The sequence below is a fragment of the Gilliamella sp. B3464 genome (assembly GCF_026536145.1).
Lineage (GTDB): Bacteria > Pseudomonadota > Gammaproteobacteria > Enterobacterales > Orbaceae > Gilliamella.
In genome coordinates, this window is record NZ_JAFNOQ010000002.1 from 13,758 (window position 1) to 32,610 (window position 18,853).

The 18,853-nt window shown below is 36.5% G+C and carries 16 protein-coding genes and 1 tRNA gene; 6 read left to right on the plus strand and 11 right to left on the minus strand.

All coding sequences use genetic code 11. The annotated features are described in order from the left end of the window. Window positions 1-306: 306 nt before the first annotated feature. A tRNA-Arg gene (locus tag J3U57_RS02425) sits at window positions 307-378 on the minus strand. Between the two features lie 126 nt (window positions 379-504). On the opposite strand from J3U57_RS02425, the gene J3U57_RS02430 reads away from it, so the two are divergent. Next, entirely contained in the window at window positions 505-1,263 is a 759-nt protein-coding gene (locus J3U57_RS02430) for an MlaA family lipoprotein (RefSeq protein WP_267332988.1), read from the plus strand. Window positions 1,264-1,314: 51 nt separating this feature from the next. Here J3U57_RS02430 and J3U57_RS02435 read toward each other — a convergent pair whose 3' ends face one another. Beyond that, window positions 1,315-2,118: a TIGR03915 family putative DNA repair protein gene (locus J3U57_RS02435; protein ID WP_267343892.1), complete on the minus strand. Its 804-nt coding sequence runs from the start codon at window positions 2,116-2,118 to the stop codon at window positions 1,315-1,317. A gap of 3 nt (window positions 2,119-2,121) precedes the next feature. Next, window positions 2,122-3,387: a putative DNA modification/repair radical SAM protein gene (locus tag J3U57_RS02440; RefSeq protein ID WP_267332990.1), complete on the minus strand. Its 1,266-nt coding sequence runs from the start codon at window positions 3,385-3,387 to the stop codon at window positions 2,122-2,124. A 303-nt stretch (window positions 3,388-3,690) separates the two neighbouring features. Here J3U57_RS02440 and fabB point away from each other — a divergent pair, with 303 nt between their 5' ends. Continuing rightward, entirely contained in the window at window positions 3,691-4,902 is a 1,212-nt protein-coding gene (fabB, locus tag J3U57_RS02445) for a beta-ketoacyl-ACP synthase I (protein ID WP_267332991.1), read from the plus strand. A 125-nt stretch (window positions 4,903-5,027) separates the two neighbouring features. Here the strand turns inward: fabB and J3U57_RS02450 are convergent, their stop codons facing one another. The 8 genes from J3U57_RS02450 to fdrA all read right to left on the minus strand — a co-directional run bounded on the left by J3U57_RS02450 (window position 5,028) and on the right by fdrA (window position 13,762). Beyond that, window positions 5,028-5,750: an amino acid ABC transporter ATP-binding protein gene (locus J3U57_RS02450; protein ID WP_267343891.1), complete on the minus strand. Its 723-nt coding sequence runs from the start codon at window positions 5,748-5,750 to the stop codon at window positions 5,028-5,030. Beyond that, on the minus strand, window positions 5,737-6,498 hold the full coding sequence (locus tag J3U57_RS02455) for an amino acid ABC transporter permease (protein WP_267332993.1): 762 nt from the start codon (window positions 6,496-6,498) through the stop codon (window positions 5,737-5,739). Before J3U57_RS02455 ends, J3U57_RS02450 begins: the two co-directional genes overlap by 14 nt. A 12-nt stretch (window positions 6,499-6,510) precedes the next feature. After that, window positions 6,511-7,293: a basic amino acid ABC transporter substrate-binding protein gene (locus J3U57_RS02460; protein ID WP_267332994.1), complete on the minus strand. Its 783-nt coding sequence runs from the start codon at window positions 7,291-7,293 to the stop codon at window positions 6,511-6,513. A gap of 355 nt (window positions 7,294-7,648) precedes the next feature. After that, entirely contained in the window at window positions 7,649-8,884 is a 1,236-nt protein-coding gene (locus J3U57_RS02465) for a pyridoxal-phosphate-dependent aminotransferase family protein (protein ID WP_267343890.1), read from the minus strand. A gap of 55 nt (window positions 8,885-8,939) precedes the next feature. After that, a complete protein-coding gene (allS, locus tag J3U57_RS02470; protein WP_267332996.1) occupies window positions 8,940-9,863 on the minus strand; it encodes an HTH-type transcriptional activator AllS in 924 nt (307 codons plus the stop codon). Window positions 9,864-9,866: 3 nt separating this feature from the next. Further along, a complete protein-coding gene (locus tag J3U57_RS02475) occupies window positions 9,867-10,820 on the minus strand; it encodes a DUF2877 domain-containing protein (protein ID WP_267343889.1) in 954 nt (317 codons plus the stop codon). Between the two features lie 3 nt (window positions 10,821-10,823). Beyond that, on the minus strand, window positions 10,824-12,080 hold the full coding sequence (locus J3U57_RS02480) for a DUF1116 domain-containing protein (protein WP_267332998.1): 1,257 nt from the start codon (window positions 12,078-12,080) through the stop codon (window positions 10,824-10,826). A gap of 14 nt (window positions 12,081-12,094) precedes the next feature. After that, window positions 12,095-13,762, minus strand: a complete 1,668-nt coding sequence (gene fdrA, locus J3U57_RS02485) for an acyl-CoA synthetase FdrA (protein ID WP_267332999.1) — start codon at window positions 13,760-13,762, stop codon at window positions 12,095-12,097. Between the two features lie 482 nt (window positions 13,763-14,244). On the opposite strand from fdrA, the gene allC reads away from it, so the two are divergent. From allC to J3U57_RS02505, 4 genes are all read left to right on the plus strand, one after another. Beyond that, the gene (gene allC / locus J3U57_RS02490; protein WP_267343888.1) at window positions 14,245-15,471 is read left to right on the plus strand and encodes an allantoate deiminase; all 1,227 of its coding nucleotides are present in this window, start codon (window positions 14,245-14,247) and stop codon (window positions 15,469-15,471) included. Window positions 15,472-15,483: 12 nt separating this feature from the next. Beyond that, window positions 15,484-16,731, plus strand: coding sequence for an MFS transporter (locus J3U57_RS02495; RefSeq protein ID WP_267333001.1), 1,248 nt, complete (start codon window positions 15,484-15,486; stop codon window positions 16,729-16,731). A gap of 137 nt (window positions 16,732-16,868) precedes the next feature. After that, window positions 16,869-17,648 carry a (S)-ureidoglycine aminohydrolase gene (gene allE / locus J3U57_RS02500; RefSeq protein WP_267333002.1) on the plus strand — a complete coding sequence of 260 codons (780 nt, stop codon included), beginning with the start codon at window positions 16,869-16,871 and terminating at the stop codon, window positions 17,646-17,648. 283 nt (window positions 17,649-17,931) lie between these two features. Continuing rightward, window positions 17,932-18,834 (plus strand): carbamate kinase, encoded by a 903-nt coding sequence (locus J3U57_RS02505; RefSeq protein ID WP_267343887.1) that lies wholly within the window; start codon window positions 17,932-17,934, stop codon window positions 18,832-18,834. The last annotated feature ends 19 nt before the right edge of the window (window positions 18,835-18,853 follow it).

The following is an 18,853-nucleotide window of genomic DNA, read 5'->3' on the forward strand; positions in this document are numbered from 1 at the left end:
AAAAAGTAACAATTTAAATTGCGACAAAAATAACAGTTATATCCTTGTACAAATAAATAGCTATTTTTTGGCTATTTCATGCTAAATAATATAACAGTTCAATCAGATCGATTTTAGTTATCGGATGTATATTGGAGGATTAAAATCGAGAAAAAGTAGACTCGGTTGACGAGTGCTTTTATATGCATAAATCCTTGTAATATAGGATATTATATAATTTAGTCAATCGTTGAGGTTCTATTTAGATTTTATCGTAAAACTTTCAATAAAAACGCTTTTTAAAATCATTATATTCTTATCAAAATCTGACCCCAGCAGGAATCGAACCTGCAATTAGCCCTTAGGAGGGGCTCGTTATATCCATTTAACTATGAGGTCACAGCGGCGTGTATTTTAATAAATTTATATCAATAATACCAATTAAATAACGAAAAATTTTCTATTTTAAGTAAACATGATACAATCGCAGCATCTCTAATCTTATATTATTTTGTCGAAGATATTATGAAAAAAAGAATCGTTGGCATGATGTTTTCTGTAATGGCGCTTACTAGTTGTGCAACTTATCAACCAGAAACCAATACCTATAGTGATCCATTATCAGGATTTAATAAAGCGATGTTCAATGTAAACTACTACGCGCTTGACCCCTATGTTTTACGCCCTGCCGCTGTTGTATGGAAAGATTATGTCCCTACGCCTATGCGAAAAGGGATAGTTAATGTGTCATCAAACCTTTCCGAACCAGCATCGATGGTAAACAACCTTTTACAAGGAGATGTGCATAAAGCTGGTACACATTTAGCTCGATTCTTTTTGAATACTGTTTTTGGTGTTGCAGGTCTTTTTGATGTTGCAAGTATGGTCGAACCCCAATTACAAAAAGGCAATAAACGTACTTTTGGTGATGTATTAGGTCATTACGATGTTCCTTATGGTCCTTACGTTGTGTTACCTTTCTATGGTTCAGCGACATTACGTGAAGAAGGCGGAGGATTAGTTGATACCCTTTATCCCCCACTAGTTTGGTTAGATTGGCAATGGGCGTTAGTACGAGGTGTGTTTGATGGTATTGAAGCGCGTGCTGTCGCTATTCAATATGAAGATCTTATTAAAAATAGTGATGACCCATACAATTTTATGCGTAATGCTTACTTCCAACGTAATGACTTTATTGCCTCGGGCGGCAAAGTGGACGAAGAAAAGCAACAGCAACGTGAAGAGAGTATTAACAGCTTTATTAACGATATTGATTCACAATAGCCATTTTCACTATTACCAAATAATGAAACCGCCGCTAACATTGGCGGTTTTTTATTTACCTTTCATTTCAGGTAGATATTGCCAAAATCGTTTTGGCATCTGTTGACGTTGCAATTTAGGATTCACTCTTTCTTTAATAGTTAGCGCGTTACAATAACGCAGCCACATGGTTTGGAATAGTTGTTCATCTTTAGTCATATAATCTTGATTGATCATACTGTTAACAACGATATCTTCATGATTAGCTAGCGAGATTCGTTCAATCTTTTCAAGATTATAAAAATAGCCATATTGCCGCTTCTCATCATAAATCGCCCATTTTTGATCCGCATAACGATCTTGAAAAAAATTTAACACTAAGGGTAATGCATTATAAATGGGTGCAATGACCGCAAAATAAATTTTTTCACTTAAACTATTTTCACTGGCGCTTATTGGATTATTTATCGCATTAAATCGTACAAACTGCACTAAATGATGCTTTTCGCGACTCACTTTTTTAGCGATATCATGCACAGTTAGCACATCAGGATCGCCAAAATCGGTTTCAATTGAATGTGTTGATTGAAAAACTTTACAGATATAGCGCAAAATAATTAAGTCACTTTCAGGAAGTTCAGATATCCAAACATACAACAACTGATTAAGCGCGATTTTAGAAATTTTTTTTTCGAGTGCTAGTTGTACCCGTTCATATTTGCTATTACGAAATTCAACTACATGCGTTTCTGACGCTAATAAAGGGGCTACATCGCCTTCAAGCAATAAACACTCTGGCATTTTTTTTAACTTGAATATGTCAAACACGGCACAAAGTAACCCTTCAAAAGTTTTGTCATAATAAAAGACTATCATCAACTAAAACCCCATGACTAATTGCTGAGGTAAAGAAGCGGCTTTCGCTTTTAACAAAGGCGGTTCTTGTAAAGAAAGACGAATATATTCAGCTGAAGAGTCGAGTAACTTGAATTCTCGCATCTCATGACAAATGATAAAAAACTGTGCACGCTTCAAAACTACCCCTATGCGTTTAAGTGCTGCTAAATTAAGTTTTCGATGGCGCCTTGCCATAACAATAAGTTTGGCCGATTTAACACCAATACCGGGAACGCGTAAAATTTTTTGATAGCTATCGTAATTAATATCTACCGGAAAAAATTGTGGATTACGTATTGCCCACGATAATTTAGGATCAACTGTCAAATCGAGATCCGGATAACTGTCATTCACAATCTCATCCACATTAAAACCATAAAAACGCAAAAGCCAGTCAGCTTGATACAATCGATTTTCGCGAACTCTAGGCACGTCTTGTAATACAGGTAACCTTTTATCATAGCTATTTACTGGCACAAATCCTGAATAGTAAACACGCTTCATGCTGGGTCTTTTATATAACTTAGCGGTCAATTGTAAGATTTGATTATCCGATTCATCCGTTGCGCCAATAATCAGTTGGGTACTTTGACCTGCGGGTACAAATTTGGGAGTCGATTTTATTCTTTTACGATCTTCCACATTTTCCAATAGATTTTGTTGGATATGGCGCATGGGTTGATAAATGGTTTGATGATCTTTGTCTGGTGCCAATAATTTAAGATTTTTTTCTGTTGGAATTTCTAAATTAACACTCATTCGATCAACTAATAATCCAGCTTGTTTAATCAAATCATTACTTGCTCCGGGTATCGCTTTCATATGAATATAACCATTAAAATCATATTCTTTACGCAAAATGGTAACAACTTTGATCATCTTTTCCATTGTATGGTCAGGGCTTCTAACAATACCGGAACTTAAAAATAGCCCTTCTATATAGTTACGACGATAAAATTCTATTGTTAATTGGGCTAACTCTTTCGGGGTAAAACCCGCTCTTGGAATATCATTACTCTGTCGATTAATACAGTAAGCACAATCAAACATACAGTAATTAGTCAACATAATTTTAAGCAATGCAACACATCGACCATCGGCGGTAAAAGTATGACAAATACCTCGACTATGAGCATTACCAATACCTTTATGTTTATTTGATCGAGAACTGCCGCTCGAAGCACAAGAAACATCATATTTAGCTGATTCTGCTAATATTTCAAGTTTATTAATCATTTTGTCATTCATAGCACACCACAATAACTGTTTTTATATACAGTATTATAAGGATTATATTATTGTGTGCAACAATTTAATAAAGGTTAATTTTATTTGATCTACCTCATCAGATCAGTAAATTCATCATAATTATTGTCTAAACAACCGGAATGAAAAACGTAGAGTTAATCACGCTTTGTGATGAAAACGGATTATTATCTTTCATCAGCTTAAATAAAATAGATAATAAGGTATTGTTCAGCTTACAAGTGTACGCTATAATCACATCAATTTTTCATATGAAGCCAGATAATTTTAGGAGTAAAGCATTAAATGAAACGTGTTGTAATTACTGGGTTAGGTATTCTATCAAGTATCGGTAACAATACTAAAGAAGTTCTAGAATCATTAAAAGTAGGTCGAAGCGGCATTACTTTTTCACAAGAAATGAAAGATAGCGGAATGCGTAGCCATGTATGTGGAAATGTAAAACTAGATACAACAGGATTAATCGATCGTAAAATTGTTCGCTTTATGAATGATGCTTCTATTTATGGTTATTTAGCTTTACAACAAGCTATAGAAGATGCCAAATTAACCCCTGAACAAGTATCAAATCCTCGCACTGGTCTCATTGCGGGCTATGGTGGTTCAACTAAAACGCAATATAATGTTGTTGCAGGTATGAAAGAAAAAGGGTTACGTGGAGTAGGTCCTTATGCGGTAACAAAATCAATGTCATCGGCAATTTCTGCATGTTTAGCAACGCCATTTAAGATTAAAGGGGTAAGTTATTCCATGACTTCTGCTTGTGCAACATCGGTTCACTGTATTGGTCATGCGGCTGAATTAATTCAATTGGGCAAACAAGATATCGTTTTTGCTGGTGGTGGTGAGGAACTCTGTTGGGAAATGTCTTGCGAATTTGATGCAATGGGCGCCCTTTCAACCAAATATAATGATACGCCAGAAAAAGCATCGAGAGCCTATGATGCAAACCGTGATGGTTTTGTTATCGCAGGTGGCGCCGGTATGGTAGTTGTTGAAGAGTTAGAACATGCGCTTGCGCGTGGTGCACATATCTACGGCGAACTAGTCGGTTATGGTGCGACTTCGGATGGTTATGACATGGTTGCACCATCTGGTGAAGGCGCTATGCGTTGTATGCAGCTTGCTATTCAAGATTTAGACGTCCCTGTTGATTATATCAATACTCATGGTACTTCAACACCAGTTGGTGATGTTAAAGAGCTTTGGGCAATCAAACAAGTGTTTGGTGACAATATTCCAGCTATTTCTTCCACAAAATCAATGACAGGTCACTCATTAAGCGCCACCGGTGCACAAGAGTTAATTTATTCACTATTAATGCTAGAGCATGGTTTTATTACACCAAGCATTAATATTGATGAACTTGATGAAGCCGCTATTGGTATGAATATCATTACTGAACCGACTGAACGTGAACTGACAACTGTTATGTCAAATAGTTTTGGTTTTGGTGGAACTAATGCTTCAATTGTGATGAAAAAATATAAAGCATAATTTAGCTGCTTGCTAAAAACTAAACTAAAAACCGTTCAAGTTAGAACGGTTTTTTTATTTAAGGTGGCGATAGATAAGCGTAAATAAAATTATCACATCACGTTTAGTGCCTTTATTTTCAAGTTTTATAGAACTTTACTTAAAAATAACTGTGTTCGTTCATTTTGTGGATGATTAAAGATTTGATCGGGTGAACCTTGTTCTTGAATAATGCCCTGATCAATAAAAATCACCCGAGTAGACATTTCTTTAGCAAAGCCCATTTCATGAGTCACAACAATCATTGTCATGCCCTCTTGCGCAAGTGATTTCATGACCGCTAACACTTCACCGACTATTTCGGGATCAAGCGCCGAAGTTGGTTCATCAAATAACATTACTTTAGGATCCATCATAAGCGCTCTAGCAATAGCCACGCGCTGCTGTTGTCCACCGGAAAGTTGACTTGGATAAGCATCAATTTTATCAATCAACCCGACTTTGGTTAACAACTTCTCCGCTTTGCTAATCGCCAGATCTTTGGGCATCTTTTTCACGTCTCTAGGTGCTAAAATAAGATTTTCCAGTACTGTCATGTGTGGAAAAAGATTAAAGCGCTGAAACACCATCCCTACTGATTCTCGTAATTGATTAATATTGGTTTTAGGATCGTGCACTTTAAAACCATTAACTTCAATTTCACCTGATGTAATATCTTCCAATCCATTGATACATCGTAAAAAAGTGCTTTTACCTGAACCAGACGGACCAATTACCGAGATAACTTCTTTTTCTTGAATATCACACGAAATACCACGTAACACATGGATATCACCAAATTGCTTTTGTAGATTTTTAATGTGAATCACTTTTGCTCAACCTTTTTTCTAAATATTTAACCAGTAGCGATAGCAAGGATGTCATTATCCAATAAACCAAAGATATGACTAGGTAAGGCTCAGTATATGAGCCATAAGCCGCACCAGACGTTCTTGCAGCGAAAGCTAAATCAGCCAGACCAATAGCTGCACCAAGGGAAGAATCTTTCAAAATAGCAATAGCATTATTACCTAGCGGTGGTAACATTCGTCGAAAAGCTTGGGGTAATATCACTTTTCGCATGGTACTGCCATATCCCATACCTAATGAACGTGCAGCTTCCATTTGTCCTTTATCAATCGACTCAATCCCTGCCCTAAAAATTTCTGATATATAAGCACCAGCATTTAAAGTAATGGCTGTAACGCATGAAATAAATGCACCATATTGAGATCGTAAAAAGCGAGCGGTATCAACCGAAATCAAGTTATCCGATACAAGCAAACCATCTCGTGGGTTAATTAACAAAGGCATAAGGACAAAGTGAACGACCATAATTTGCACAAATAATGGCGTACCACGAAAAGCACTAACATATATTCTAACTGGCCATTGTACACAAAAATATAATGTATATTTCCAAACCCCATATTTTGCTGAAGCAGTGCGACCAATACCTAGCAATAATCCCCATAATGTACCTAAAATGACACAAAACAGCGTACATTCAATAGTCATTTTTGCCCCTTCTATAAATAAGGGCAAGTACTCATTAATTATTTCCCAATTAAACGCCATAAAAAATCCACATTATTCTTTATCGGTTAAAGGTAACGTTGGAACATTATTATCAAACCATTTTGAATAAATGTTGGCATAAGTGCCATTATCGATAATTTTTTTCAGTCCTTGGTTAATCATATTGCGCAATTTATCATTACCTTTTGCAACAGCAATACCAAAATATTGCGGCTCAAAATTTTGATCAGAAATCAGATTAAACTCTTTACCGGGATGCATTTTGATATAAAACTTAACGACACCAACATCGCCAATAGCAGCATTAATGCCTTCTTCATATAATTCTTGCAGTAACAAAGGTGTGTTATCAAAACGTTTAATTGACGTACTGTTTTTTCCTAATACTTTAGATACAACCACATCAGCTGTACTACCATTAACAACACCAACAGTATGAGAGCTCAAATCAGCGATAGATGTGATTTTCGACCCTTTTTGAGTCACAATAACTTGCTCAGCAGGAAAATAAGGTAAAGAAAAATCAACAGAATTTTTACGTTTTTCGGTAATGGTAATACCTGAAATGATAATATCGCGTTCACCATTATCTAAGGTAGCAAAAATACCTTCCCATGGTGTATTAATTAATTTAATTTTAAAATGTTGAACATCTGCAATGGCTTTAATTAAATCGATATCAAACCCTTCAAGTTGTTTTGCGCTATTTTCGTACTCAAATGGTCGATATGTACCGCCCGCGCCGACTACATAAGTTGGCTCATCTGCATACGAAAAACTGGTTGTTAATAAAATGACAATACTGAAAATGAGTGAAAAAAAAGATTTGATCATTGTCTATCCTGCCTTGAAATAAATGGGGAAAAATATAATAACTTTTGAACAAAATATTGCAACACTATATTAGAGCGTATTAACAAATAACGTTAATAGTTATAATAGAGTACTACGTTTTTTTACTGATTAATCACAATCACTAGCAAAAAATTTTCTAGCACAACCAACGCTTTGGTAATGCATTACAACTACATTAACTTAATTAATAATAATTTAAAAACATGATGTGATTAACATTTTGTTTTAATGATTTATTTTGACTACTGTTAAACTCATTTTTTAGTATTAAATAAAGTAGAGCTAAACATAAAAAAGCTCACAAATGTGAGCTTATTATTATACTATTGATTGATTAATGATTCTGATAGATATCCCAAGCAGCCTGTAATCCAGCACCTTGGGTTGTTTTAAAGCCTACACGGTTTAAGACAGCTTCAAATGCAGTTAACGTTTGCATTACACATTGCTTTCTAGCGTTATATCCCATAGTACCAATACGCCATACATTACCTTTAAGTGGACCAAAAGATGCGCCAATTTCAATGCCAAAATCATTTAACATGAGGTTTCGGACTTCTAGATCATTAATATGTTCTGGTTTTTTAATCCCAACCACATTATTCATTTTATGAGAAATATCACCAAATAGCTCAAGTCCCATAGCTTGTAATCCTGCAACCATTGCCGCACCATTAACACGGTGACGCTCAATAACATTGTCTAATCCTTCTTGTAAAACAATGCGTGCACATTCTCTCGCAGCATAAAGCATCGATGTTGCTTCGGTATGATGATTGATACGTTCAGCCCCCCAATAACGGATGATCATGTCAATATCGAAATAGTTAGAATAAATAATTTCGTCACTACCACTGCTGTCGCCATCTGCTCGAATACCCAATTCCACACATTTTCGTGCTTGAATGATATCAACCATTTGTGGGCTTAACGTTAATGGAGCAACACCAGGAGGGCCACTAAGACATTTTTGTAAGCTGACCGAAACACCATCTAACTGCCATTTATCGACTTCAAGTTCATTACCAACAATAGATGCAGTGGCATCAACATAAGATAATACGCCATGCCGACGACAAATTTCACCAATCTTATCTAATGGTTGCAACAATGTCGTTGAGGTATCACCTTGTACGCAAAGTAATAAGCGAGGTTTGATTTTTTTAATGGCATCTTCAATCACATTTGGATCAAAAACTTCACCCCATGGGACTTCAATGGTATGCACCTCTGCTCGGCAACGGTGAGCTATTTCACAAAGTAATAAACCGAAACGACCAAAAACAGGCACTAAAACTTTATCACCAGGACGAATGGTAGAAACAAGCACCGCTTCAATACCTGCACGAGCGGTACCATCAATAACAAATGTTTGCTCATTTTTAGTTTTGAAAATTTCTCGATAAAGTTCCATGGTTTGATTCATATAATCAGTCATAACAGGATCAAATTGACCAATTAATGGAGCAGCCATTGCTCTTGTCACGCGTGGATCTGCGTTAATTGGACCAGGACCCATAAGTAACCGCGTAGGCGGATTAATTTGATCATATTTGTTTAGGTCTAACATTTATTTTTTCCTTTGTTTATATTTAATTATTTCAATAATCACACGGCATAGTGATTTATCGTTTTTTATCAATATTTTTTAAAAAATTATTTGCTAAAGGATGATGAAATTTGAATAAATTAACAATTTCACTCATAACCTTTCCCATATGAGCTTTTTTCCAAGCTAGTGATAATGGAGAGGGTTTTCGTTCGTTAACCACTTGGCAAGCAATTAAATCGCCTGAATCTAAATAGGGTTGGCAAATCGATTTTGGTAAAAATCCAATGCCAAGACCTTTTAAATGACAAGCTAATTTGGTCGAAATATTCGGTACAATAATTTCTGATTGACTCGGTAATAACCAAGCTACGCGTTTATTCATATGTACTGAAGTATCTTCAACGTTAATGGCTGGGAATTTTCGTAATGATTCATTAGATAATGGCCCCTCAATTTGTGTTACCGGATGATTTTTAGCGGCAACAAAAATCCAACTTACTTCGCCTAACGGAAAAATATTGATCATATTATCTAGCGATTCAGTACCGGTAGCACCAATCGCAAGATGGCATTCGCCATGCAATAATGAATCCCAAACCCCCATATAAACTTGGCGAGTAAAGTTAAAATTGGTAAAAGGGAATTTCTCTTTTAAATGGGCCAACAATTCTGTTACGGCTTCAACATCATATAATAAATTATTAATTGTTACATTGACTTTACGCTCAACACCATCACGGATTTGCTGAAGCTCATCGGGCATGGTCGATAACCAAAGCAACCATTGACTACAATGTTCATAAAGATGTTGACCTGCCAAGGTAAGCGAAACCGATCGCGTGGTCCGTTCAAATAATTGGGTATTTAAGTCAGTTTCTAATGATTTAATGCGATAACTAATTGCTGCTGGCGTTTTATAAAGTAATTTAGCCGCCTTTGAAAAACTATTACATTCAACGACTTTGGTAAATGTTCGCATTGTTTCAGTATCTAACATGATTCAATCCTCTAAAATAAAACGATCAATGCCTAACCACATACCAAGTAAAAGATCAGCGCCAGAGGTATGACCATAATTTAATAATTTATTTATTGATGAATGATCTAACCTATTTTGGTTAAGCGCCTTAACCATCTGTAGTACTAATAACGAAAACTTACCTTCTAATGCATAATTGAGAAAAGATGCACTAATTAACGTTGTCAAAGAATTTAAAGATAACGCTGACAAGCCATGCTTTAGTTGACTTAATTTACCGACAAAACGAACATCGCTTGAAATGACCGCGAGAATCCCCACTAAAATATCATCCATACTAGGTGTTAAACCTGGACCTAAACCGATAAATGGTGTAATGTCAACAACTTGTCCATCCATCAATTGTTTAATTTTACCACACAATAAATCAAGTTGCGGTGGCGATTTATCAATAATATTATCTTTCAAATTGCCAAACAATCCAGTCGGATAATCGACGTGTTGTAATAGCTGTACAATAGACTGTTTATTGAAACTCAGCTTTTCATCACGTTTGATTTGCAAATGACATTTATGAGTATGATTCATGATTAAAATATCACCGCAAATCAAATCACCATTCATGAGTTGATCTATTTTGAATTCATTGTTTAATAAAACCGATTTAATATAATCAAAATCTTCAGATTTAAGCACCCACCCCATTGGTGATATGCCACTTGCATATCGATGAAGCGTAATTAACTGCTGATGCGTATTAATTAAATTAATCGTGTGCTGATGTAAACTAAATAACGATAAAGCACCTTCGATTGTTGGCGCATGCGCACTAACAAGCAAAGGCTTAATTTTATGTAAGTAATTTTGATTCGATAACATGCAGCTATACCGATTATTCAGCGTAAAACTCGAGTTTAATAAGCAATTATCAATATGTTGATTTAATCGATTGCCATTAGCATGCATAATGTTCATAAATTATACTTCGAGCTTTTTAGCCAGTGCTTCTAGTGCTTTTTCAAAACAAGCTAACGGTGCACGCACTGTTCCTGCGCCAATTTGACCAACACCTGCCTTTTTATGAGCAATACCGGTATTGATTAATGGTGTGATTCCTGTTTCAACAATTCGGCGTATATCTAATGCCATACAGCAGCCCTGAAAATTCCAAGATGGTATTTGAAATAGCATGTTATGTTCTAAAAATATTTCGCTCATCTCTTCTGATACCTCATACGCAACATCAGCACCACCAGCACCAACAAATCGCGTAACACCTGGCGCAGCAACCATTGCGGCGCCTCCAATACCAAAAGTTTCAGTTATAGCACTGTCACCAATATCGGGATTAGCATCTTGCTGTGAATAACCGGTAAAAAATAGTCCTTGAGGTGTATTTACTGGAGCGGTAAACCACTGATCACCAAGACCACTAACTTTAATACCAAAATCTTTACCATTACGTGTCATCGCTGTAACAATAGTACCAGCTTGAATCTGGGCGGCACTATCCATTACGGATTTACAAAATGCCATTGCTAAATTCAAGAAAAATTGATCTGTGACACTTAAAAAATCAAAGATTTTTGCCATCTCTTCTTGACTACGTTTAAGTACAGCTAATTTTGGTGACAATGTACGTAATAATAATGCAGAAGCGGCAATATTACGTTGGTGAAATTCATCTCCCATAGTAATGGCTTGCGCCATCAATGCAGTTAAATCAATGCCTTTATCAAATAGTTTAAGTGCATCATTTAATGCTGGACCTAATGATTCTTTCATCCAACGATGACGATTTAAGACTTCTTCACCATAAGCACCAAAGCGCATGACTTTACCAATGCCTTCGTTCAAATTACAGTATGCTCGGTTACCATGAGTAACATTCTCAACAACAACCATTGGCATATTAGCAGAGGTAATTCCGCCCATTGGACCAACGGCATTGACTGAATGACAAGGAATAAATTCTACTTTACCTGACTGTAATAACTGTAAAGCTTCATTTTCGTCTTTCGCCCAACCTTCAAATAAACAGGCACCAATACAAGCACCTTGCATTGGTCCTGTCATATCAGTCCAAACAATAGGTGGGCCAGCATGCAATAATTTTTGTCCTTGTGCTAACGTTGGTACCGCTTCTTTTGCTGCAACTACGCCAATCCAATGAGGCCTAGCCGCTTTAATTCGTTCAATAATAGCTTGATTTGCTTCATTTATTGATGTATTCATATTGTCAAAACCTCTTAATTTAATTTCTTCAAAATAGCCGCTAATTTTTGATTACCACCCGCTACTGGTGCCCATTGATAATGCACAACAGGCACATTCGATGCTTGAAGATCGTCAGCAAAGCCTCTAAGACCTGCATTAATCACACTAATATGATCAAGTAATGGGTACTGTTTTAACGAACGTATTTGCTTTAATGGTGAAATGAGTTTTTTTGCCAATAAAATTGCTTCCGGTAAATTGTCCATTACCACAATATTGGCAGCTTTTAAGGCATCAATCTGCTTGCTACGGCATTGTGGATCTTGCTCAGAACCGGTTACAGTAACAATGGCAATTAAAGGATTATCAGCAGCACGTTTAGCACACGCTTTTTGATAACCAGTAATAATGGATTCGGCAGGGTTAGTATTAGCGCCATAGCCAATAACCAAATCCAATAATAGAACACCAACACTTGTGTTATCACCTAACTGACAAATTTCTTGTTCACGAATTGAAGGATCAATCATTGGATGTGGGCGACCTACAGTATAAAAATCATCACCAAGATCAATTATCTTATGACCATTTTGCGCTAACATGATGCCTTTATCATGATTTTTGCTAACAGCTAAGCCAAGCTCGTGAGCAAGTAACATCGCCGCTTCTGAAGCTAATGTGCCGCCAGTATATAAACCTAAAATAGAACGATGTTCCGCATGACTTAATTGAGTTGCACTTGCTTCTACTTTAGCTAATAAACATGATAATCGCGCCGCTTCATCCAACGTTCTGGCAAAATAAATGTTTTCATCTTGTGGTTTATCTATGTTAGAACCTAAAAATATTGCAACAATTGGCTTGTTAATCAACTTCATGGCAGAAATCACTTTTTTACGCACACTTTCTGCTGGTGGCTTAGAAATAAACGTGATCACCTGTGTTGCCTGATCCGCAGCTAGCATATCTAACGCAGTTAACGCACTAATGCCACCGACTTCTTGAGATAAATCCCGCCCACCCAAACCAATAGCTTGAGTAATCCCTTGATTTAATAAGGCAATTTGTGAAATAACTTCTTGAATACCTGTTCCAGATGCACCAATTACACCAATATTTCCCTTTGGAATGACATTGGCAAAAGCTAAAGGTGCACCAGCAATAATGGCAGTACCGCAATCGGGTCCCATTACAATCAAATCTTTTTCTGACGCTTTGGTTTTCAAGCGAATTTCATCATCAAGTGAGACATTATCCGAAAATATCATCACATTTTTATTATCATCCAAAGCTTGTTCAGCCAACCCAGCAGCATACTCACCGGCTATAGAAATAAGCACCAAATTAGCATCAGGCAATTTTTGATTAGCGCTAGCAAAACGTCTTGCTTTGAGTAATTTACGCCCGCCTTGCTGTTGCTGCGCAATATTTTTTAACGCATCTTCCAATTGTTCACTAATCAACGCCACCACATTACAAGAATTATCATGGGTTTTAATGGCCACACAAATATCATTGGGTGTTGCTTCATTAAACATATCATCCCAAAAACCGGTTGCAGTAAGCAGCGATTTATTGGCTGGGGTACCCATCATGACGGAAACTTCATCAACTTCGTCAAGATTACTGAGTTTTTTTGAAATTAGCATTAAACTAACTGAATCTTGAAAGCTGCCTTTTTTTATAAAAGATTGAATCATGAGATTTGGCCTTTCAGTTATGAAAAAATTAAGTTCTGTTTAGATATAGACAATACTCACTTATTACTTATTGAGATACTTTCATAGACGGGAATGATTGATTTTACAGGTGGCATCCTGTTACCCGTTTTTGATAATTCTGATTGATAACAATAAATAGTATGACACTATCACATCTAATTTACAGATTGTATTTATATATTACGTAAAAAATAGTGAATAAATAGGTTGGATGTCACAAATTGACGATTAATCATAAAAAATAAAACATATTAAAATCAGTAACATAAATGATTATTAAAAAATTTTTTATAATACCAATTCATTAATTTAATTAAATTTTAAAAAAATAAAAAAGCTAGTTTGATCACATTATTATTTGCTATTAATAGTATGGTAGATGACAAATTCACTTTTAATGTGTTTCATTATATATAAAGACACTTAATGACAGTAACAAGTTGAACAACAGGTAAATACACATGAATATCTTATATGATGATGTTGCTAACGCAGTAGACTGGATATCTAGCTTTGGCGGATTAAAACAAGGTGGTACAACGCGCCTACTCTATAGCGCCGAATGGCTCGCTGCCCAAAATGCACTGAAACAAAGAATGACCGAAATTGGCATGCATAGCTATTTTGACGACATTGGAAATTTATATGGACGATTTGAAGGCAGTAAATACAAAAATGAAGTTATCATGTCAGGTTCGCATGTTGATACTGTAGTAAACGGTGGAAAACTTGATGGACAGTTAGGCATTATAGCGGCTTTACTTGCAATGCAATACCTGAAAGAAAACTATGGTCAACCACTACGCACATTAGAGTTAATCTCGATGGCAGAAGAAGAAGGTAGCCGTTTTCCTTACGTTTTTTGGGGCAGTAAAAATGTATTTGCTATCGCTAATCATCACGATGTCGAAACAATACAAGACAGCGAAGGCATAAAATTTGTTGATGCCATGCAAACATGTGGATTTAAATTCAATACTCAACCTGCACGCGACAATATTAAAGCGTTTTTAGAAATTCATATTGAACAAGGTGGCGTTCTAGAAAAAGAACAAAAAAGTATTGGTGTTGTAACCAGTATTGTAGGTCAACGACGTTATAACATTCGATTAGTTGGTGAAGCCAATCACGCCGGTACAACGCCTATGGGATATCGTAAAGATGCGGTGTATGCATTTAGTCGAATCTGTAATGAATCAATCAACAAAGCAATCAAAGTTGGTGATCCACTTGTGCTTACTTTTGGTCACGTAGAACCCAAACCAAATGTCGTCAATGTTGTACCCGGTGAAGTATTATTCACTATGGATTGTCGTCATACGAATAAAGCCCAATTAGTTCAATTCACCGAAGAAATCGAAGCTGATATGCTGCGTATCGCCAACGAACTTGGTCTTGAAATCGACATAAATCGCTGGATGGATGAAGATCCGATCCCGATGGATAACAAGCTAATCAAAATGTTAGAAGCGATATGTAAAGAAGAAAAACTCAGTTATCGGGTAATGCACAGTGGTGCGGGTCATGATTCACAAATATTTGCGCCACGTGTGCCTACAGCAATGTTATTTGTGCCAAGCATTAAAGGTATTAGTCACAATCCTGCTGAAGATACAGACACAAAAGATTTAGTAGAAGGCATTAAAGCACTCACGCACGCCCTATATAAATTAGCTTATCAAGAATAATAAGGAATTAACATGACCATAATAGAAAAAACGGGTGGAATTAAATACTGGCATAAAATCGTTGTATTATTATGCCTAGGTTGGACAGTTATGTGGATTTATCGCCCAGTATTAACCGCGATTTTTCCAGAAGTTCAACAAACTATAGGACCACAATCCAATACTGCTCTTGGACTCATTGCCAGTTGTTACTTCTTTGCCTACACCGCAATGCAAATACCCGCAGGTATGTTAGTTGATAAGTTTGGTAAAAAAGCGGTAGTTATCCCCGGCTTTTTACTCTTCACTATTGCTGCGTTAATGATCGGTAATGCTCATTCAATCACAATGATCTATATTGGTAGTTTGCTTGCTGGTTTAGGCTGTGGTTCTTATTATGGTTCGGCATGGTCACTTTCAGCTGAAAATATTCCGTCAGAGCACCGTGGCTTTGCATCAGCAATTATCAATACCGGCTCGGCTTTAGGTATGGGGATTAGTTTGTTAGCAACAAGCTTTTTAGTCAAATCATTAGGCATGCCATGGCAATACATGTTATACATAATTGCTGCATTGCTACTTTGTTTAGTTGCAGGTTTTGCAATTATTATTAAAGAACAACCGAAAATTAAACAAGCAAAACAACATGAAAATACCGCTAACACACGCTCTGTTGATCAAGTAGAATCACAAACACATAGCTTTTTTAGTAGTCAGATGGTTGCATCATATATCATGTATTTTGCCACATGCTATGGTTATTATATGATTGTCAGTTGGTTACCTAACTTTCTTGAAACAGAACGTGGTTTTACTGGTGGTAGCATTGGCTCTGCGTCTTCTTTAGTTGCATTTGCAGCTATTCCTGGGGCATTAATCATCAGTAAAATTTCTGATAAATACAGAAATAAACGCCTATTATTTATCATTGCACTTGAACTAATCGCCGCAGCAACATTACTAACTACAGTGCAATCAGCAACGATTACTTTCTTACTCGCTGGATTAGTTTTTTACGGTTTATTTGGTAAATTAACTGTAGAACCAATTCTGATTTCACATGTTGCCGAAACTGCCCCTAAAACCAATTATGGCACTTCGTTTGGCGTATTTAACTTTTTTGGTATGAGCTCGTCTGTTATCGCGCCACCATTAACAGGTTATTTAGCAGATTTTACCGGCACCAAAATTACCGGATTCTATGTGGCAATTGCTATTTTAATTGTTGCAACCGTGCTGTTCTTCCTTCTTAACATGCATAAAAGCGCAAATAACAATTAATAATCTGTGCCGATCATTATATTTATGATCGGCAACACACATTTTTCTAAACTAAGCTGTTTTTAATGGCGCGCTATTGTATTACCTAAAAAATAGTCAGCCGAAGTAAAAAATCAATATGTTCCAAGGAGATAATTATGGGATATATCAACAACAACACAGGTTACCCAAAAGACTTATTAGCATCAAGAGCAATTATTAAACGACAAAATTACGCGCTCATTCCGCCTGATGGATTGGTAAAAAATATCATTCCTGGTTTTGATAATTGTGACATCACCATTTTATCAACCCCTAAATTGGGCGCGTCATTTGTTGATTATTTAGTCACCATGCATAAAGATGGCAAAAACCTACAAGGATTTGGTGGTAAAGATCTTGAAGTTTTTGTCTATGTTATTCAAGGCGAAATAACCGCTAAAGCTGATCAACAACCGTTTCATTTACAAACAGGCGGCTATCTTTACTGTCCTTGCGGAGTAAAACTTTATTTACAAAATATGACCAGCTCATCTCGCCTATTCTTGTACAAAAGACGTTATACCCCGCTTGATGGATACCAAGCTCGGGTTGTTTCGAACCATGTTATCAATCTGGAAAATATTCATTATGAGAATATGGATAATGTATTTGTGCAAGACTTATTACCAAAAGAACTTGGCTTTGATATGAACTTTCATATTTTAACTTTCCAACCAGGCGCAAGTCATGGCTATATTGAAACTCATGTTCAGGAACATGGCGCGTATTTACTCAGTGGTGAAGGTATGTACTTGCTTGACAATGAGTGGATACCGGTCAAAAAAGATGACTATATTTTTATGGGCGCTTATGCATTGCAAGCTTGTTATGCCGTGGGTAAAGAGCCATTAAGTTATATTTATTCAAAAGATTGCCATCGTGATGTCGAAATTTAAAGCAGCGTACTATTTTGTTTCTGAAGCCAAATCGGTGAGCTGAGTTAAGCAACTACAGTTACCAAAACAATATCGATAGACGAATAAAGCGAATCTATGAATGACTAAGTAGGTAAATACATCATTAAAAACCAGGTCACTTTCTTATTCGGACAGTGACAAAAAAAGCGGTATTACCGCATTTAATTAGCTAAATATTAACAAGAAAACACAGTGAATGGCGAGTAAATGTGTTAATACTTTAAAACAATAAGCAATTTTAATAAATGATCAAGGATATCATATGGAACTGATTGTTATTGCATTAGGCGGCAATGCAATTTCTAAACGAAATGAACCACTATCAATAGAGAATCAATATCGAAACATTGATGCTACAACCCAGCTTATCGCAAAACTAGCGGGAAAATATAATTTAGTGATTGTGCATGGCAACGGCCCACAAGTAGGTTTATTAGCACTACAAAATGCGGCTTATACACAGGTTGCTGCCTACCCACTCGATATTCTGGTTTCCCAAACGCAAGGTATGCTCGGGTATATGATAGGTCGCAGTTTACAGCAACACGAACATGTTAAACATGTTGTCACCGTGCTGACCCAAGTTGAAGTTGATCCCAACGACCCTGCTTTTAAAGATCCTACCAAGTATATAGGACCAGTATATCAACCAGCGCAACAGAAACAGTTACAAACACAATATGGATGGCAATTTAAACAAGATGGACAGTATTTACGTCGAGTAGTGCCGTCCCCCAAACCGCAAAAAATCCTCGAAATCGATGCTATCAAACAATTACTTAACCAAGACACTATTGTCATTTGTAATGGCGGTGGCGGTATACCTGTCATTAAAAATCAACTTGGTTATCAAGGTATAGAAGCGGTTATCGACAAAGATCACAGTGCAGCGCAATTAGCCATACAACTTAAAGCTGATCATCTGATGATTTTAACTGATGCTGATGCGGTTTACGAAAATTGGGGCACACCACAACAAACCGCGCTACGCCATGTCAATGCTGAACGGTTAAAACCACTGGCAATTGAAGATGGCGCTATTGGTCCTAAAGTCAAATCTGTCATTGAATTTGTCGAACAAACCAGCAATACAGCCTATATCGGTACGCTAACGGATATAGAGTCCTTATTAGCGGGTACCAAAGGTACAATCATTACAAAATAAGATAACCAAACAGGTAAAA